Below are 16,816 nucleotides of genomic sequence, written 5' to 3' on the forward strand. Positions count from 1 at the left end.
GAAAATGACCGCTTTAGAACTCGTTAAACTCAACAATCTTCCGTTGGTGGGAAAACTCGTCAGCGACGAAATGACGCTGGGGCTGCACCAGAGCCGCCGGTCGGGGGTGGGGGTGGAGTTTGCGCAGTACCGCGACTACCGGGCCGGCGATGATCCAAAACGGATTGACTGGAAACGGTTCGCCCAAACAGATAAACACCTGGTGCGCGAGTCGGAAACCGAAAGCAGCCACCAGGTACGGCTACTGCTCGACCTGTCGGGGTCGATGAACTACACCGAAGGTGGGGTGAGTCGGCTGGAATACGCCAAAGTCTTGCTGGCCTCGCTGGCGTACATTGCCAATCGGCAGGGCGACCAGTTGAGCCTCTACGGCTTGCAGCATGGAACCATCGACGCACTCGTGCCGCCGGGTAAACAGGCATTTCAGAAAGTGCTGGGTACGTTGGCAGGCGCAAAAGCCGCTGGTGGCTGGGCAGATACCGTACCTGAATTACCGGGGCAGCGACGCAACCAAACTGAACTACTGGTGCTGGTATCGGACCTGCTGCAACTCAATGACGAATGGCTCACCCTACTTCGAACGGCAGCGACACCGCGCCGCGAGGTATTGCTGATTCAGGTGCTGGGGCAGCAGGAGGTCGACTTCAATCTGAGTGGCTTTTACCAGTTTCAGGATCTGGAAACGGGCCAGACTGTTGAGGTGCAGTCTGAAGCGGTGCAGGCGCAGGTTCGGGCGGCGGCAACGGCCTATTTTCAAACGCTGAATGAACAGCTGCACTTGCCCTATCTGAGTCGGGTACGTGCCTTACTGACCGACCCCCCCGCGTTGGTATTGAGGGAATTATTGAGCTAACCGGGTAAAACGCTGTTTAACACATTATGCTTTTCCAACATCCATCGCTTCTCTGGGGTTTGCTTGCTGTTGCCGTGCCGATTGCCCTGCATTTCTGGCATCAGCAACAGGCGAAACCAATGCCCTGGGCCATGTTGCGCTGGCTCGAAACGCCTAACCAGCCGCCTAAACGAGGATTCCGGTTCGACAACTGGCTGCTGCTTCTATTACGGTGTTTGCTGCTCATCGCGCTCACGCTGCTGCTGGCCCGCCCTTCGCTGAATACACCAGACAAAGCTCCCGCCGGTCGGAAAATACACCTAGTCGAGCCGAGCACGGCGGTGATTCGTGCGTACCGGTTTGAGCTGGAACAGGCCCTGGCCAGGCAGGAACGGCTGGTTTGGGCCACTACGCCGCTTACACCTGTTACGTCACTGACCGACTTGCCGACGGGCGCCTTACCTAACCTACTACAGTGGCAAACGGCTATCCATGAACTGGCTGAACCCGAGGTACAACTGCACACGTACCTGACCAACAGCACGGCCTGGACCGATGCGCCCCGCTTACACGTACCCACCGGTTTTGTGCTACATGCGGCCGATGCCCCGGCTACGAACTCGTCGCTACGGGCTATTGCACTGCCCTCTGGCAAGCAGCTAACCCTCGGCTCGGATAAGCGGCTGGCGGTGGTCGCCGGGGCCGTATCCCCCGACAGGGTGGCAGCTACGGCTCCGTTGCGGGTGCTGTTGCAGGTCAGGCAGGCCGATGAACGACGTACTATTCAGGCAGCGCTTACTGCACTTACAACGGTGTATGGCCTGCCGTTCACGATCGACAATCAGCCTGTTCAGGGGATAACTTACGCCTGGGTGTTGACCGACCAGGCGGTAGCTGACCCGTTGCCAGGTACGTTGTATACGCTCACCGGGCAGGTAGGGAACGCAGATCGAGCAAACGTTACCTACGTACCCGAGCCGCTAATGCCGCAAACAAACGAACTGGTTACGAGCGGGCAGTTGCCCGAGTGGCTGGCTGGCCAATTGCTGAATCACCTGGGTATGTCGGCAGAGGTGGCTCCGCTACCACGTGCACAACTGGCGTCGTTGTTCGTGGCTGACCAGTCCGCCGAGACGGTGAATACCGCCACCCATCCCGTAAACTGGTTACAGACCGGGTTATTGCTGTTATTTTTAGGATTGTTGCTGGCCGAACGCTACCTGGCCAGTCAGCGGCAGGCGTAAGTAGCCTGAAGCCGAAGCTTCAGGAGTAAAAAAACACATACTACCAAAGCTGGAGCAGAAGCGACTGCCCGGTTAGGTGCTACCTGGTTATGCAGTCACTTCATCAACTTATTCGTTCTGTTACTACGCAGCTCTATACCAACGGCGTGCTGAAAAGTGTACTGATTGGCCTATCTGCTGGACTATTGGTTGCGTTGCTGCCGGTTGGTATCGGCTTTGTGCTGGGTACGTGGGTGCTGACCACCGTTGGTGCTGCCTGGTGGCTCGGTGCGTTTGAACCCAAGCGGGAAGCAGCCATCGGACTGCTGCACAAAACGCTGGGCCAGACCGAATATAGCCTGCCGCTGCTGACCAAAGAGCACCCAAATCTGGCTGAACAACTGCAACTCGAACGCCTTGCTGAGCAAGCCGCACAGACGCCCCAGCCGCTTGTCGCGTTTCAAAACCTTCGGCCGTATCTGTTCCTGTTCCTGGCTTCTTCTGCTGTTTTCGGCGTGATCCACTTTTGGCCGAACCAATCAGCCAAAGCCGCCGATGAGGTAGTACAGTTGCCGACCAGTTCCTCTGAAAAACGAGCTACACCCATCGTACCGCCTGCGTTCCGGTCGGCCGAACTGACGGTATCACCCCCAGCTTACACCGGATTACCTACCCGCACCAGCGGCGATTTGAACGTGACGGCCTACGTCGGCTCGTCCCTAAGCTGGCAGGTGACTCTGAGCGAAACAAGCCGGGTGGCGGTGCGGCTGGTGAATAGCCGGGGCGATGAGTTGCCGTTCTCCCGCCAACAGACTGGTTTTCGGTATCAGGATCGGCTGCTGAATTCGGGGCTGTATGCGCTTCGGGCCTACTGGAAAACGCCAGCCAACAAAGACTCCCTGATTTACCAGTCCGACTTCTACCGCCTTGATGCCCGGGCCGATATTCCGCCGGTGATTAAACCCACGGCGAAGGAGCTGTACCGGTTTCACAAGATGGGCGAGCCGATGCAGGTACGGGTGACGGCCCAGATCTCCGACGATTTTCGGGTGCAGCAGGCCTTCATTGTGGCTACCCTGGCACGCGGGTCGGGCGAGAACGTAAAGTTTCGCGAAAGCCGTTTCCCCGTGAGCAATGGGCCATTCAAAATGGCGCAGGCCAGCCACACGCTCGATCTGGCCAAACTCGGTTTTGCTCCCGGTGACGAACTGTATTACTACTGGGCAGCCATCGATAACCGCCAACCTGAACCCCAACTGACCAAATCGGATACATATTTTGTGGTGTTTAAAGACACGGCTAGAAACGAAGAAGCCGAACTGGCCACAATGGCCGTAAACATCATGCCCGAGTATTTTCGTAGTCAGCGGCAGATCATTATCGATACGGACAAGCTGATTGCCAAGCGGAAAAAGCTAGCGGCCAAAGCGTTCAACGCGGAGTCGAACGAGATTGGCTTCGATCAGAAAGTGCTTCGCCTGCGCTACGGGCAGTACATGGGTGAGGAGTTTGAAAACCAGATTGGTGGTCATACACCCCTGGCCGACAACGACGCTAACCTGCTCGATGGGTATATGCACAAGCACGACACTGAGCAGGAAAAAAGCGGTGAAGCCGCCCCCAAATCATTCGCGTTTAAACTGGCTGAAAAAGCCGAACAACAGGCCGCTGCCAAAGCCGAAGTGGGCCACGATCACGACGACCACAGCGCACAAAATGGCGATAAAGACCCCCTGGCAGCTATGATGGAGCAATATGTGCACAACCACGACAATGGCGAAGTGAACACGTTCTACGAACAATCGACGCGCAGTTTGCTGAAAATGGCCCTGGAACAGATGTGGCAGTCAGAGCTGCAGTTGCGGCTGTATGAACCCGAAAAAGCACGTCCATTTGAGGTGAAAGCCCTCGAATACCTGAAAATAGCCCAGCAGAAAGCTCGTGCCTATGCCAAAAAGAGTGGCTATGATCCGCCACCGCTGAAAGAGAAAGAAACCCGCCTGACCGGTGAGCTAGGCGACGCTCCCGAAAAGCATCAGATGGCGCGCCAATATGCCAACGTACCCGTGGCCACGCTCGTTGCCGAGGTACTGGGCCTGATCGATTTGCCGAAGCTAACGCCTGGTCAGCGGCAACAGGTTAGTCAGTTGAGTGCGGCACTGAGTGGACCGTTGATGCGGAGTGGTATGCCCAACTGGTCGGTCCTGACCGATTTGCAGCGGCTTGCTTCGGGGCAACGGTTATCGCCAGCAGCCATTGCACAACTACAGACTAAACTGGCGCTGTTTGTTCCTGCCTCAACTGCCGGTAGCCGCCCAACGTCGGTAGCCGAAAAACGCCTGGAAGATGCTTTCTGGCGCGGCATGAAATGAACCGTACCACGGACTCAAGTCCGTGGTACGTAGACAGGAAACCCAGGTACGTTCATGAGAGACTTGGTTATTCTGTCACCCTGAACCTGTCGGGGATCGCGGCGGCGAACCGGCCTGGTCGAAGGGCACGACTAGCGAAGCCGACGTTATATCAACTACCCATTAAGTCGCATTTCTCCCCTTCCGATGACCATTTCTCCCCTCGACTGGACGTTACCCGAAACCTGGTTACTGGCTTTTCTAGTGTTGGCACTGCTGGTATTGCCCATCTGGTTACAGCGCCGACAGCGAGGACTGAGCCCTAGTCGCAAAGCGGTTCGGCTGGGCTTACACGGCCTGCTGTGGCTGGCCGTGCTGGGTTTGTGGCTTCAGCCACGCTGGCAACAGACGCTGCCGTCGGGATCAATCCTGCTGGCCGCCGATAACGTACCTGCCGACTATGTGCGCTCGACGGCCGCTGACCTGGGTATCAAAACAACCTTCTCCGCTGCCGCTTTTCGGGCGATGAAAACAACCGTGCCCGTCGATACGGTCTGGCTGTTGGGGCAGGACTTCCCGGGCGATGTGTTGGCGAAACTGTCGCGGCAGTTGGTAACCTGGTTGCCATACAATGCACCCGGTCAGCTTCAGCAATTACGCTGGAAAGGGGTTGTTCGGCAGGGCGAGCAGCAAACCGTAACGGGTAAACTAAATACGGAAGAAGGCGGGATGCTTCGGCTAAAGTTTGGCCAGAAAACGGTTGATAGTACACGGCTTACCGGCGACGATCAGGCGTTTAAACTGGCGTATGTGGCTTTCTCGCGCGGACGTACCCAGCTAACTCTCTGGCTCGACAAAACAGTGCTTGATACGGTTCGCTTTGTGGCCCGCCCCGCCGAAAAGCTACGCGTCCGTTTTGTGCTCGACGCGCCCGATTTTGAAACCCGCGCCCTGGCCGACTGGCTGGGTCAGCAGGGAAACGCCGTTGAGTTAACCAACCGGCTATCAAAGGGCATTGGCAGTGAACTAACCATTAACAAAGCAACAGCCGGTACGTTGCCTGACCTGGTTGTTACCGACCCGGCCAACGTTACAAATCCGCTGGTCAGTAAGTCGTTGGCAGCCGGGAAAAGCGTTCTGATCCTAAACCTGACCCGGCCCGATGTAGACGTACCTGGCATTAACCGGGCGTTGCGCACCAGTTTGCAGGTCCGTCGGATTCCCGGCAAAGACACTATCCGCATCAGCCCCGACCTGACTGCCCTACCGTTCCGGTTTCAACCTGCCATGGGGACGTCTCTGGTGGCTGGTTTCCCAGTGGCCGTACAGCCAGTTGGTGGACGTGTAGCAATCAGTCTGTTGGCCGAAACTTTTCCGCTGCGGCTGAGCGGTGATACGACCGGGTATACCCGGCTCTGGCTATCAATGCTAGCGCCACTTCGTCCTGCCGGGAAAAACAACGTGCAGGTCGACGCACCTGTACTGGTACACCGCCCTGCCCATATTGCGGTCAATAATGCCAGCATTGTACCTACGCGGTTGAAGGTTGGTGCCGATACGTTGCAGCTGCAGCCTGCGCCGATAAATGCCCGCTCGTATGAGGCTACCGGCCGGTTCGCCAGGGCGGGTTGGTTGCCGGTGCAGGACACGCTCTCCCTATATGCCTACGGCAACGTACCTGAGGGGACTGCCGATAGCCTTAGCAACCATGGCGTGGGTGCCGTGGCCCAGCGCGAGCAGGTAGCCAGTTGGGTACGAGTCCATCGCCGCTACGGTGCTGCACCCGGTCAGACGGACTCGACAGCGGCGCGTACCATCGAAAAAGCCATCCCTGACTGGGGATGGCTGCTCGTTATCGGCCTGCTCCTAAGTGCGCTCTGGATCGAACCGAAGCTGGGGTGAAGGGAGTTTGTCGTTTGGTCGGTCCGCCGGTGCGGTTGCGCTGCTATTGAACGTACCTGAGCTGTAGCAGCGCACCCGCACCGGCGGACCGATCAAACGACAAACCTCAAACCTATTTTATATACCTGAAGTCTTCGTCACCTTTCAGCTTGAGTAGTACCTCATACATGAGGCGGATCACAGACTGCACGTCTTCCTGATGCACCGTTTCAACCGTGGTGTGCATGTATTTCAGCGGTAGCGAAATCAGGGCAGAGGCAACGCCTTCGGCGGCATAGGCAAAGGCATCGGTATCGGTGCCTGTCGACCGGCTAACGGCCTGACGCTGGAACGCAATCTCCTGGCTATTGGCCACGTCGATCATGAAATCGAGCAGGTTGTTCTGTACGGCGGGGCCATAGCACAACACCGGGCCACTGCCGCATTTTAGGTCACCCTGCTCTTTTTTATCGTACTTCGGCGACTGCGTATCGTGCGTCACGTCGGTGCAAATAGCCAGATCTGGTTTCAGGCGGCGGGCAATCATCTCAGCGCCCCGCAGACCAATTTCTTCCTGCACCGCATTCACGATGTAGAGCGTATAGGGCAGGCGAATCCCGTTTTCTTTTAACTGACGGGCTACTTCGGCAATCATGAAGCCACCCATGCGGTTGTCGAGCGCCCGACCCACGAAATACCGGCCGTTCATCTCCGTTAGACCATCTACGAAGGTGCAGACCGTGCCAACGTGAATGCCCATCTCCAGGACTTCATCTTTGGTGTGCGCGCCCACGTCGATAAACAGGTCGGTTACCTTGGGAGCAGTGTCTTTCGCCAGGTCGCGCACGTGAATGGCGGGCCAACCGAATACGCCCTGCACAACGCCCTGTTTGGTGTGCAGATTAACCCGCATAGAGGGGGCAATAACGGCATCGGACCCGCCATTGCGGCGCACATACAGATAGCCATCGTCGGAGATGAAGTTCACAAACCACGAAATCTCGTCGGAGTGGGCTTCAATCACCACTTTGTAGTCTTTGTTCGGTGAATCGTCGGCACCGTGAATGACGCCAACGGCCGTGCCATAGGTATCAACAATGTATTCGTCGATATACGGCTTCAGGTAGTCGAGCCAGAGTTGCTGCCCCGATGATTCAAAGCCCGTTGGCGAGGCATTGTTCAGGTACGTGTAAAGAAACGTTTTGCTGTTTTCAGTCATAGGAGTGGGGGTTGGGGGGTAACATCAAACCTCAAACTATATTAAAGTATGCTTTCCAGGGTTTCAATCCAGCGTTTGGCTTCGGCCTGCTGGGTTTGGGTAGTAATGGCTGTTTGCAGTTTGTTCTTGTCGATCATGGTTTGGCCGGTCTGCACGCGCAGCATGGCTTCGGCCAGGGCTTTTGGGTAAAAGCCTTCGACCATCTCGCCCATACCGGGTTTCACAAACTCCTTGATACCCCCCGAATTAAAGCCAACGATAGGCTTTCCCAACACCGATGCTTCGCGCATCACGATGGGGTATGAGTCTTCACGCGAGGTCAGGCAGAAGCCATCGCAGGCGTTGAAATAGCTGAAATACTGCGTCGATTGCTCGGTCAGGAACCGGACATTCAGGTTGTAGGTCTTGATGTATTGCTCCACATAATAGGTCATGCCGGTTTTGCGGGCGGGTCCCATCCAGATAAAAGGCGTGCCGGCGGGCAGTTCGCGCAGAATATCCGGAATCATATCGAATCCCTTCCGGTTCGACCAGGCCCCCGACATCAACCAGACAAACTCATCGTCGCGGAATCCTAATTCCTTACGTACCTCGGCGCGGTCGCGGGTGGGTTTGATCTGCTCTACGTTGATCAGCCCGTGCATGAGTACTACGTTTTTGTAGCCCATGTTTTCGAGGTTGTCGACCACCGTTTGCGAGGCGGTAAAGAGCAGTTTGGCGTTATCGAGCATCTGCTTGAACTCGTCGTAGCCACGTTCGTCGTATTCCTGCACCAGCTCATGTACGTGCAGTACATACGGTTGCCCCAGCCTGATCGCCAGTTGCGCATATTCGGGCATGGCAATGGTATTGATATACCACAGATCTGCCTTTTCTGCTTTGTGGGCGTCTTCGAGCGACTTTAAATGGGGGATACTCCCCATTAGTTTGTGAACGGCCGTTTCGTAAAGCCGGTAGCTAAACCGGTCTGACTGCGGACTGAAATAGAGTGGACAGTTGAACTCCGCCAGATCGAGCTGACCTGCCCGGCGGCTAAACATGGCGTACCGGCGACTATCGCTCTTCGGTGCATAATGCATGTAGTTGAGCAGCGTCGTGACAGACCCTGAACGGTTAGCCACCGGTGTAATAAACAGTAGTTTCATTGAATCGGGCAGGCAGTTGGCGGACGCACGCGGGTAGGGAGCTATCCGGTGCGTTAGACTTTAAAGAAATGAGTTTGGTTGAAGAGGGTCTTCCAAAAGAAACGGCTAAAGATACCGACTTGTTGGGCAAATGCCCGTTGATTATCCAATTCGCTCAGCAGCGGTTTACCCTGCCGCAAATTCACACTTAGTTTCCATATATAAATGATGGGTACCAGGGTCCAGTAGTGCAGCATGAGCAGCAGATAGGCCCCAACACCATATTGCTTACGAATCCAGAGCAGGTTAGATACCTGCATCTGGGTTTTGAAACGGTTGATGTACGTTACCTCACGGGCCTGGTAGGTGGGGTCGCTGCCGTATTCGAGGTGCACGAAAAAACCATCGCGCAAGACCAGCATACGACCCTGTTGTCCAAGCCGCCAGCTCCATTCTACATCTTCGCCGTACATAAAGAAATTCTCGTCGAGCATGCCCGCCTTGTCGACGGTCGAGCGACGGGTCATCAGAAACGCCCCAATGATCCAGTCTACCTGATTCGGGTCGGCGTAAACGGTATCGGGAAGTTGACGGTATAGCCAGTTTTGGACCGTCGGGTGCGTGGGCAGGATGTAAAACGGCCGCCGGATTTCGCCGAATCGGGTGTACATCTGCGTATGCACCTGCCCCTCCCGGTTGATCTGCATGGCTCCAACCGCCGCCACATCGGGTTGCTCGTCGAGCAGACGGGAGCAGCGCCCAATGAGGTTGTCGCGCAGGAGTGTGTCGGAGTTGAGCAGCAGGTAATTTCGGCCCCACGCCTGTCTCATGGCGTAGTTGTTGGCTCGGCCAAATCCGGCGTTGTAGCCCATATCGAACCAACGTACCTGAGGATGCGTGTCCACTGGAAAGGCGGAACGTACCCGCGCTTCACTGTCGTCGCCCGATTGGTTGTCGACAATTACAACCTCGAAGGTGATACCTGTTGTGTGGTGGAACACAGAGTGCAGGCAATCGACAATCAACTGAGGGGTTTTGTAATTGACAATCAGGATAGACAGATCAGGCGTGAGTTCGGGCATTGGTCGCAAATGGAGAGGGCAAAAGTAACGTCATCTGCCGGAAGCGTCAAGCCGGGTAGTAGCTTACTAGCAACGAAGCCCCGCTCAACTGGTGTGAACGGGGCTTCGTTGGTACGCTGATGGATGGCTTAGTTGATCTTGAGAACCGCCATGAAGGCTTCCTGAGGGATTTCGACGTTACCCACCTGGCGCATCCGTTTCTTACCCTTCTTCTGCTTGTCGAGCAGTTTGCGTTTCCGGGAGATATCACCACCGTAACACTTGGCCAATACGTCTTTACGCAGGGCGCTCAGTGTTTCGCGAGCAATAATTTTCTGCCCGATTGCCGCCTGAATGGCAATTTCGAACTGCTGACGGGGAATCAGCTCGCGCAGTTTTTCGCACAGCTTCCGGCCCCACTCGTATGATTTCGACCGGTGCACAATGGCCGACAACGCATCGACTTTATCGCCGTTGAGCATTACGTCGAGCTTCACCATGTCAGACTCCCGGTTGTCCATGAATTCATAGTCGAGGGAAGCGTAGCCACGCGAAATAGTCTTGAGCTTATCGAAGAAGTCGAACACAACCTCGGCCAAAGGCATCTCGAACTGAAGCTCCACCCGGTCGGCGGTGAGGTATACCTGGTTTTTCAGAATACTCCGCTTGTCCATACACAGGCTCATGATACCACCAACGTACTCAGCTTTGGTAATGATCTGCGCCTTGATGAAAGGTTCTTCGATGTATTTGATCTGGTTGGGCTCGGGCATTTCGGCCGGTGCCGACACCTGGAACATCTCTTCCTTGGTGTTCATCACCTCAAACCGCACCGATGGTACCGTGGTGATCACGGTCATGTCGAACTCGCGCTCGAGGCGTTCCTGCACGATCTCCATGTGCAGCATACCCAGGAAGCCGCAGCGGAAACCAAAGCCCAGGGCCGCCGATGTTTCGGGTTCCCACACCAGCGCGGCGTCGTTGAGCTGGAGCTTCTCCATGGCCTCACGCAGGTCTTCAAACTCACTGGTTTCAACGGGGTAAATACCCGCAAATACCATTGGTTTTACCTCCGAGAAACCCTGGATGGCTACTTCCGCTGGTTCGTCGAAGCTGGTGATGGTATCACCTACCTTTACTTCCTTAGCTACTTTGATACCCGAAATCAGGTACCCTACATCGCCGCACTCAATGGCATCTTTGGGCTCCTGCGTGAGGCGGAGCGTGCCAATCTCATCAGCAAAGTATTCTTTGCCGGTGTTCATGAACTTCACTTTCTGCCCTTTACGGATACGGCCGTCTTTTACCCGGAAAATTACTTCGATACCCCGGTAGGAGTTGAAGTGCGAGTCGAAGATCAGGGCTTGCAGGGGGGCGTCGGGATTGCCTTTCGGGGGCGGAATCCGCTCAACGATGGCGGCCAAAATTTCGGGAACACCAATGCCTTCTTTGCCGGAAGCCGGGATGATGTCGTCGCGCTCACAGGCGAGCAGGTCCACCATTTCATCTTTAATCTCTTCAGGACGCGCCCCGGGCAGGTCGATCTTGTTGAGCACCGGAATAATGACCAGGTCGTTGTTCAGGGCCAGGTACAGGTTCGAGATCGTCTGGGCTTCAGTTCCCTGCGAGGCATCGACCAGTAGCAGCGCGCCTTCACAGGCGGCAATAGACCGGGATACTTCGTAGCTGAAGTCAACGTGGCCGGGGGTATCAATCAGGTTCAGGGTGTATAACTCGCCATTATGGTAATAGTCCATCTGGATGGCGTGGCTCTTGATGGTGATGCCACGTTCCCGTTCCAGGTCCATGTTGTCGAGCAATTGTGCCTGCATATCTCGGGCACCGACAGTCTTGGTAAACTCCAGCAGGCGGTCGGCGAGGGTACTTTTGCCGTGGTCGATGTGGGCGATAATGCAGAAATTGCGAATATGTTTCACGTTGAAAAAACGGGGGTTGTGTCTTTCGATTAAACCACAAAAGTACGTAAAAAACTCTGGTAGCAGGTTGTTGCCTGTCAACAGGTAAGCGCGACTTTGCCGGGAGAGTTAAGTTGATTTGCCATTGGCTCTGAAAAGCGGTGAAGCGTATGTTCAGGAGACACAAACACGGATGTGGGCCATGAGGGATTCAGAACTGAACCGGATGGCTCCTGTTGGGTGGTGGCAGCTCTAAATGCAACACATGGAGGCGAACGACCGCCGGGAACGTACCTGAACCGGCTGTACCGCTGGCTGGAACGAAATAGACTTTTTTTAGAATAAATCTGTTATACCCATGATCTGCGTAGGTATCGCAGACGCACTAACCAAAACCAACTAGTTGTCGATGGCAAAGCGTAGTTTGATTGCCCAGATTCTTTCGTCTATTTTCTTTCGTCGGTCAACGGCTCGCGCAGGCAGATATGCCCGTAATGGCCTGAGCATGTTAACGCTGATCAAAGAGGCACTGGGCAAAAGTGAGTCAGTGAAAGGAGAAGAAGGACTTGGTTTTCGCGAGAAAATCGGTCTATTGAGCCGCCTGGTGAAAGCCTATGTGGCGGGTGAGTACCGTCAGGTGCCTACCAAAACGCTGATTTCAACGCTGGCTGCGCTGATCTACTTTGTATCGCCAATTGATTTTATTCCTGACGTGTTGCCCGTATTAGGTTTCGCCGATGATATTGCGCTGATGGTATGGGTCTTTAATTCGCTGAACACCGATCTGGAGAATTTCAAGGAGTGGGAGCGGCAGCGGGAGCGGACTACCGGCAAAGTTATTGACCTGAAGTAAGGGTATAACCCACCCGGTCAGTGTCTTTTTTAGCTTTAATTTAATGGCTTCTTGACGAGGCTTTCGTTACTTTTGCATACGTTCTAAACACGACATATTATGATTACAGCATCCATTTTTGCGATTATGGGTCTGGGCGGTCAGGAGATGCTGCTCATTTTCTTAGCCCTGCTCCTATTCTTTGGCGCCAAAAAACTGCCTGAGCTGGCCCGTGGCCTTGGTAAAGGTATCCGTGAGTTCAAAGACGCCACCAAAGATGTTCGTGAGAACATCGAAGATGGTCTGAAAGACATTAAATAAGGGATTTCCCTCTGTATACACAGACAACCCGATGCCCGCAAGGCGTTGGGTTGTCTGTTTTTTTGTTTAGTGCCCCCTGTGCCGACTATGATTCATCCCTACCGTTCGTTTGCCTCCGTACAGTCCGATCTTGCCAGTGGTGCCGTTACCTGTCGCCAACTGATCGAGCAATACCTAACCCGTATTGACGCCAATCAGCATCTCAACGCATTTACTGAAGTCTATCCCGAAGAAGCCCGCCAGCGCGCCGATGAACTGGATGCCCGCCGGGCTGATCCAGCGGCATCGGTAGGTCGGCTGCACGGGATGGTAATCGGTATCAAAGATGTGCTAAGCTACACCGGGCATGGTCTGCACGCAGGCAGCCGCATTCTCGACGGATTCGAAGCGCAGTTTACGGCAACGGCTGTTGACCGTTTACTCGCCGAAGATGCGATTATCATCGGTCGACAGAATTGTGATGAATTTGCAATGGGTTCGTCAAACGAAAATTCAGCGTTTGGCCCGGTGCGTAACGCCGCCGACCCAGAGCGGGTGCCGGGTGGCAGTAGTGGCGGGTCGGCCGTGGCGGTGCAGGCGGGTTTATGCCTCGCCAGTATTGGCTCCGATACGGGCGGTTCGGTTCGGCAACCCGCCGCGTTTTGCGGCGTGGTGGGCCTCAAGCCAACCTATGGCCGGGTGAGTCGCTGGGGTCTGGTGGCCTATGCATCCTCGTTCGATTGCATTGGCCCCATTGCTAATACCCCAACCGATGCGGCGCTGCTGCTGGAGGTGATGGCTGGTCCCGATGCATTTGATAGCACGGTATCGTCGCAGCCCGTTGCTCCTTATGCTTCACCCTATGAACGTGATCCGGCAACGCCCGCCCGCATTGCGTATCTGGTCGACGGGGTAGAGAGCGAAGGCGTTGCGCCGGCCATTCGCGAGGCGACCCAGCGGGCCATTGACCGGCTACGGGCGGCAGGCCACGTGGTAGAGCCTGTCTCGTTGTCGCTGCTCAAATACCTGCTACCTACTTATTATGTCCTGACTACCGCCGAGGCATCATCTAACCTGTCGCGGTTCGACGGGGTGCGGTATGGACACCGGGCTACCGAGGGTGTCACCGACCTGATTTCGATGTACAAGAAAAGCCGGACAGAAGGCTTTGGGCCCGAAGTGCGCAAGCGTATTTTGCTGGGTACGTTCGCCTTGAGCGCCAGCTACTATGACGCTTATTACACCAAAGCACAGCAGGTACGCAGGTTGGTACGCGACGAAACCGAGCGGGTTTTTGCCCAGTACGATTTCCTGATGATGCCAACAACACCGACTCCGGCCTTTATCTTAGGGGAAAAAAGCGACGGAAAGACCGAAACAGATCCGCTGGAGATGTACTTGGCCGACATTTTTACCGTTCAGGCTAATGTAACGGGTTACCCCGCCATCTCGATTCCAAACGGAGTTGATCCTAACGGGAACGGCCCCGCGCTGCCAATCGGATTACAGCTTATGGCGCCTCCTTTTCAGGAGCAGGCGTTGGTAACGATGGCAGAAGCTTATTTAAAATTGGTTTGATGATTTTGGTTTGATGTTTGTCGTGGCCCTGCTTGCCAACCAGTTCGTGATTTAGCAACGCAACCTCGACCCCAAACGACAAACATTAAACCACCCCAAAACGTAACGAACATGCTATGAGACTAGTTAACCTTCTGATTGCCGGTGGAACAAGCCTGATTCTGGTTTTTTCGCTATCGTCTGTTCAGGCTCAGGTAGCGAAGCCCACGCCAACGGTAACGTACCCCGCGGCAGCTAACCAGACAATGAATCTGGCCGTAGCCGACACGATGGTTGTTGATACGTCCCTGCTTGTCGAGACAGTCCTGAATCTGCCGAGTGTGCCCGAAGCCGTCCTGCGCGAGCGACTGCCCCGGCTGCAACGCCAGATTCCGCTGCCGTACAACAAGGTCGTTCATAACTTCATCGACTACTTTGCCTACCGCAAGCCCAGCTACACACGGACAGTTATGGAGCGCATGCCGTTCTATTTTCCGCTGTACGAAAAGATGCTGGCCAAGCACAACATGCCCGATGAGCTGAAGTACCTCTCCATTGTGGAGTCGGCGCTAAACCCACGGGCTATGTCGCGGGTAGGGGCAGGGGGCCTCTGGCAGTTTATGCCCTACACCGGAAAAGATTTCAATCTGAACATCGATGATTATGTCGATGATCGGATGGACCCCAACAAAGCTACGGAAGCCGCCTGCCGGTATCTGAAAGATTTGCACCGCACCTTTGGCGATTGGGAATTAGCCTTGGCAGCGTATAACTGTGGCCCCGGCGCAGTGCGGCGGGCCATGCGGCGCACGGGGGGAACCACCTTCTGGACATGTTACGACGGGTTGCCGAAAGAGACACGCTCGTATGTGCCGCAGTTCATTGCCATGACCTACATGATGAACTACGGCAATGACCACGGTATCGTGGCCGAGCGTCCCGATTACCCGATCGCTTTCGATACGATTCAGATCAACTCGTACCTGAACCTGAAAACGTTCGCGAGCCTGAGCGGTGTTTCCTTCACCGATCTGCAGAAGCTGAATCCGTCGATCACCGCTGATCAACTGCCGGAATATACACGTAACCACATGCTCCGTATTCCGAGCGAGCGACATAGCTACGTGCAGACGTACCGTAAAATTATCATGGATTCGGCCTCAAAAATGCCGATTATGATGGAGAACGTGCTGCTGGCGCATAATGAGAACGTACCCAGCCTGCGCGACTCGGCCCCCGATTATACCGATTGGCATGTCGCCAGCCGTATTGCCGACAACGTACCCGTACCAGCTGCCATCGTCACCGAAAACGACCGGCCCGAAGCGGATGATCTGGAGGCTGTAGTGATGCGTAAACCCCGTAAACTGACGCATACCGTTCGGCGGGGCGAAACACTGTCGGGCATTGCCGAGAAATATAACGTAGAGACCTACGACGTAAAGCAGTGGAACAAAATGCGATCGTCAACCTTGAAGCAGGGGCAGAAACTGACCATCCTGCGCGAGTCAGGCGAGACGCACTCGGAGCGGATGGCCCAGCAGGGAACGGAAGCATCGGACCGGAAAAGCGCGAAAAAAGCGGAGGTGCATGCCTCGCGTGAGCGGGTAAAAGCGAAGTACCATCGGGTGCAGCCCGGTGATACACTTTGGAACATCGCTCAGCGGTACGGTGGCATCTCGATCGACAAGCTGAAAAAAATGAACCGTATCAAAGGCAACAGCGTCCATCCCGGACAGAAGCTAGTGGTAGGGTAAAGCCAATAGACTTAGCACTTTTTTAGACTGACTTATGATCGCCTACTTAGATGGCACCTTAGCGTACAAAGAAGCCTCGTATGCGATTATCGACATACAGGGACTCGGGTACGAAGTATTTATATCCCTGCAAACCTATTCGACGCTGCCGGGTGGCGGGGCGCCGGTGAAGTTATTCATACACCACCACTTCCGGGAAGACAACCAGACACTGTTTGGCTTTGCTTCAGCCGACGAGAAATCCCTTTTCCGCGAGTTGATTGCGGTGTCGGGTGTTGGACCAAATACGGCGCTGGGTATGCTCTCGTCCTTATCCCCGCAGGATTTGCGACTGGCCATTATGAGCGAAAATGTGCGGGCGGTGCAGGCCATCAAAGGCATTGGCGCCAAAACGGCGCAGCGTATCATTCTGGAATTGAAAGACAAGATGAAAAAATCGGGGCTCCTTCCCGATACGCCCACGTACCGTCAGCAGGCGGGGAATCCCGTTCGCGAAGAGGCGTTAGCTGCCCTGGTGGCCCTTGGTTTCCCGCGCCCTTCGGCCGAAAAAAGCGTCGACGATATCCTGAATACAGACAGCAGCTTGTCTGTAGAGGATATTATTCGCAGGGCCCTCCGGTAATACCGATGAATAAGTAGCCGTTGTTGATAAGCCGTTCATACCCCTTCTTCGGATCGTAGTGGGGGTATGCTGCTTATGGATAGCTGATATTTGTCCGTACGTAATACGATTGGCCCGGTTTTAGCCGTTGTGTTAACGTCC

At 55.1% G+C, this 16,816-nt stretch carries 13 protein-coding genes; 9 read left to right on the forward strand and 4 right to left on the reverse strand.

Features of this window, described 5'->3' with window-relative positions; genetic code table 11:
* Positions 1-4 precede the first annotated feature (4 nt).
* The 4 genes from F7231_RS22875 to F7231_RS22890 all read left to right on the forward strand — a co-directional run bounded on the left by F7231_RS22875 (position 5) and on the right by F7231_RS22890 (position 6,308).
* Positions 5-853, forward strand: coding sequence for a DUF58 domain-containing protein (locus F7231_RS22875; RefSeq protein ID WP_166693690.1), 849 nt, complete (start codon positions 5-7; stop codon positions 851-853).
* A 26-nt stretch (positions 854-879) separates the two neighbouring features.
* Complete coding sequence (locus F7231_RS22880) at positions 880-2,076, forward strand: BatA domain-containing protein (RefSeq protein WP_166693691.1); 1,197 nt, start codon at positions 880-882, stop codon at positions 2,074-2,076.
* 89 nt (positions 2,077-2,165) lie between these two features.
* The gene (locus tag F7231_RS22885; protein ID WP_166693692.1) at positions 2,166-4,427 is read left to right on the forward strand and encodes a hypothetical protein; all 2,262 of its coding nucleotides are present in this window, start codon (positions 2,166-2,168) and stop codon (positions 4,425-4,427) included.
* Between the two features lie 186 nt (positions 4,428-4,613).
* Positions 4,614-6,308, forward strand: a complete 1,695-nt coding sequence (locus F7231_RS22890; protein WP_166693693.1) for a hypothetical protein — start codon at positions 4,614-4,616, stop codon at positions 6,306-6,308.
* 112 nt (positions 6,309-6,420) lie between these two features.
* Here F7231_RS22890 and F7231_RS22895 read toward each other — a convergent pair whose 3' ends face one another.
* From F7231_RS22895 to lepA, 4 genes are all read right to left on the reverse strand, one after another.
* Entirely contained in the window at positions 6,421-7,506 is a 1,086-nt protein-coding gene (locus F7231_RS22895) for a M20/M25/M40 family metallo-hydrolase (RefSeq protein ID WP_166693694.1), read from the reverse strand.
* Between the two features lie 41 nt (positions 7,507-7,547).
* Complete coding sequence (locus F7231_RS22900; protein WP_166693695.1) at positions 7,548-8,651, reverse strand: glycosyltransferase family 4 protein; 1,104 nt, start codon at positions 8,649-8,651, stop codon at positions 7,548-7,550.
* A gap of 53 nt (positions 8,652-8,704) precedes the next feature.
* Positions 8,705-9,712 carry a glycosyltransferase family 2 protein gene (locus tag F7231_RS22905; protein ID WP_085412554.1) on the reverse strand — a complete coding sequence of 336 codons (1,008 nt, stop codon included), beginning with the start codon at positions 9,710-9,712 and terminating at the stop codon, positions 8,705-8,707.
* A 128-nt stretch (positions 9,713-9,840) separates the two neighbouring features.
* Positions 9,841-11,628, reverse strand: a complete 1,788-nt coding sequence (gene lepA, locus F7231_RS22910; protein ID WP_085415114.1) for a translation elongation factor 4 — start codon at positions 11,626-11,628, stop codon at positions 9,841-9,843.
* A 388-nt stretch (positions 11,629-12,016) separates the two neighbouring features.
* Between lepA and F7231_RS22915 the strand changes: the two genes are divergently transcribed.
* From F7231_RS22915 to ruvA, 5 genes are all read left to right on the forward strand, one after another.
* Positions 12,017-12,460: a YkvA family protein gene (locus tag F7231_RS22915; RefSeq protein ID WP_198172076.1), complete on the forward strand. Its 444-nt coding sequence runs from the start codon at positions 12,017-12,019 to the stop codon at positions 12,458-12,460.
* Positions 12,461-12,559: 99 nt separating this feature from the next.
* Positions 12,560-12,760 (forward strand): twin-arginine translocase TatA/TatE family subunit, encoded by a 201-nt coding sequence (tatA, locus tag F7231_RS22920; protein ID WP_085412555.1) that lies wholly within the window; start codon positions 12,560-12,562, stop codon positions 12,758-12,760.
* An 87-nt stretch (positions 12,761-12,847) separates the two neighbouring features.
* Positions 12,848-14,317, forward strand: coding sequence for an Asp-tRNA(Asn)/Glu-tRNA(Gln) amidotransferase subunit GatA (gatA, locus tag F7231_RS22925; protein ID WP_166693696.1), 1,470 nt, complete (start codon positions 12,848-12,850; stop codon positions 14,315-14,317).
* A gap of 116 nt (positions 14,318-14,433) precedes the next feature.
* The gene (locus F7231_RS22930) at positions 14,434-16,053 is read left to right on the forward strand and encodes a lytic transglycosylase domain-containing protein (protein WP_229370266.1); all 1,620 of its coding nucleotides are present in this window, start codon (positions 14,434-14,436) and stop codon (positions 16,051-16,053) included.
* A gap of 34 nt (positions 16,054-16,087) precedes the next feature.
* Positions 16,088-16,675, forward strand: coding sequence for a Holliday junction branch migration protein RuvA (gene ruvA / locus F7231_RS22935; RefSeq protein ID WP_085412557.1), 588 nt, complete (start codon positions 16,088-16,090; stop codon positions 16,673-16,675).
* Positions 16,676-16,816: the final 141 nt, after the last annotated feature.

This window comes from Fibrivirga algicola, assembly GCF_011742925.1.
In the GTDB taxonomy this organism is placed as follows: domain Bacteria; phylum Bacteroidota; class Bacteroidia; order Cytophagales; family Spirosomataceae; genus Fibrella; species Fibrella algicola.

Excerpts from the sequence above, each read along its gene's own strand:
- gatA (WP_166693696.1), top strand. The coding sequence starts at position 12,848 with ATGATTCATCCCTACCGTTCGTTTGCCTCCGTACAGTCCGATCTTGCC.
- ruvA (WP_085412557.1), top strand. The coding sequence starts at position 16,088 with ATGATCGCCTACTTAGATGGCACCTTAGCGTACAAAGAAGCCTCGTAT.
- F7231_RS22915 (WP_198172076.1), top strand. The coding sequence starts at position 12,017 with ATGGCAAAGCGTAGTTTGATTGCCCAGATTCTTTCGTCTATTTTCTTT.
- F7231_RS22875 (WP_166693690.1), top strand. The coding sequence starts at position 5 with ATGACCGCTTTAGAACTCGTTAAACTCAACAATCTTCCGTTGGTGGGA.
- F7231_RS22895 (WP_166693694.1), bottom strand. The coding sequence starts at position 7,506 with ATGACTGAAAACAGCAAAACGTTTCTTTACACGTACCTGAACAATGCC.
- F7231_RS22885 (WP_166693692.1), top strand. The coding sequence starts at position 2,166 with ATGCAGTCACTTCATCAACTTATTCGTTCTGTTACTACGCAGCTCTAT.
- F7231_RS22890 (WP_166693693.1), top strand. The coding sequence starts at position 4,614 with ATGACCATTTCTCCCCTCGACTGGACGTTACCCGAAACCTGGTTACTG.
- F7231_RS22900 (WP_166693695.1), bottom strand. The coding sequence starts at position 8,651 with ATGAAACTACTGTTTATTACACCGGTGGCTAACCGTTCAGGGTCTGTC.
- F7231_RS22905 (WP_085412554.1), bottom strand. The coding sequence starts at position 9,712 with ATGCCCGAACTCACGCCTGATCTGTCTATCCTGATTGTCAATTACAAA.
- F7231_RS22930 (WP_229370266.1), top strand. The coding sequence starts at position 14,434 with ATGAGACTAGTTAACCTTCTGATTGCCGGTGGAACAAGCCTGATTCTG.
- F7231_RS22880 (WP_166693691.1), top strand. The coding sequence starts at position 880 with ATGCTTTTCCAACATCCATCGCTTCTCTGGGGTTTGCTTGCTGTTGCC.
- tatA (WP_085412555.1), top strand. The coding sequence starts at position 12,560 with ATGATTACAGCATCCATTTTTGCGATTATGGGTCTGGGCGGTCAGGAG.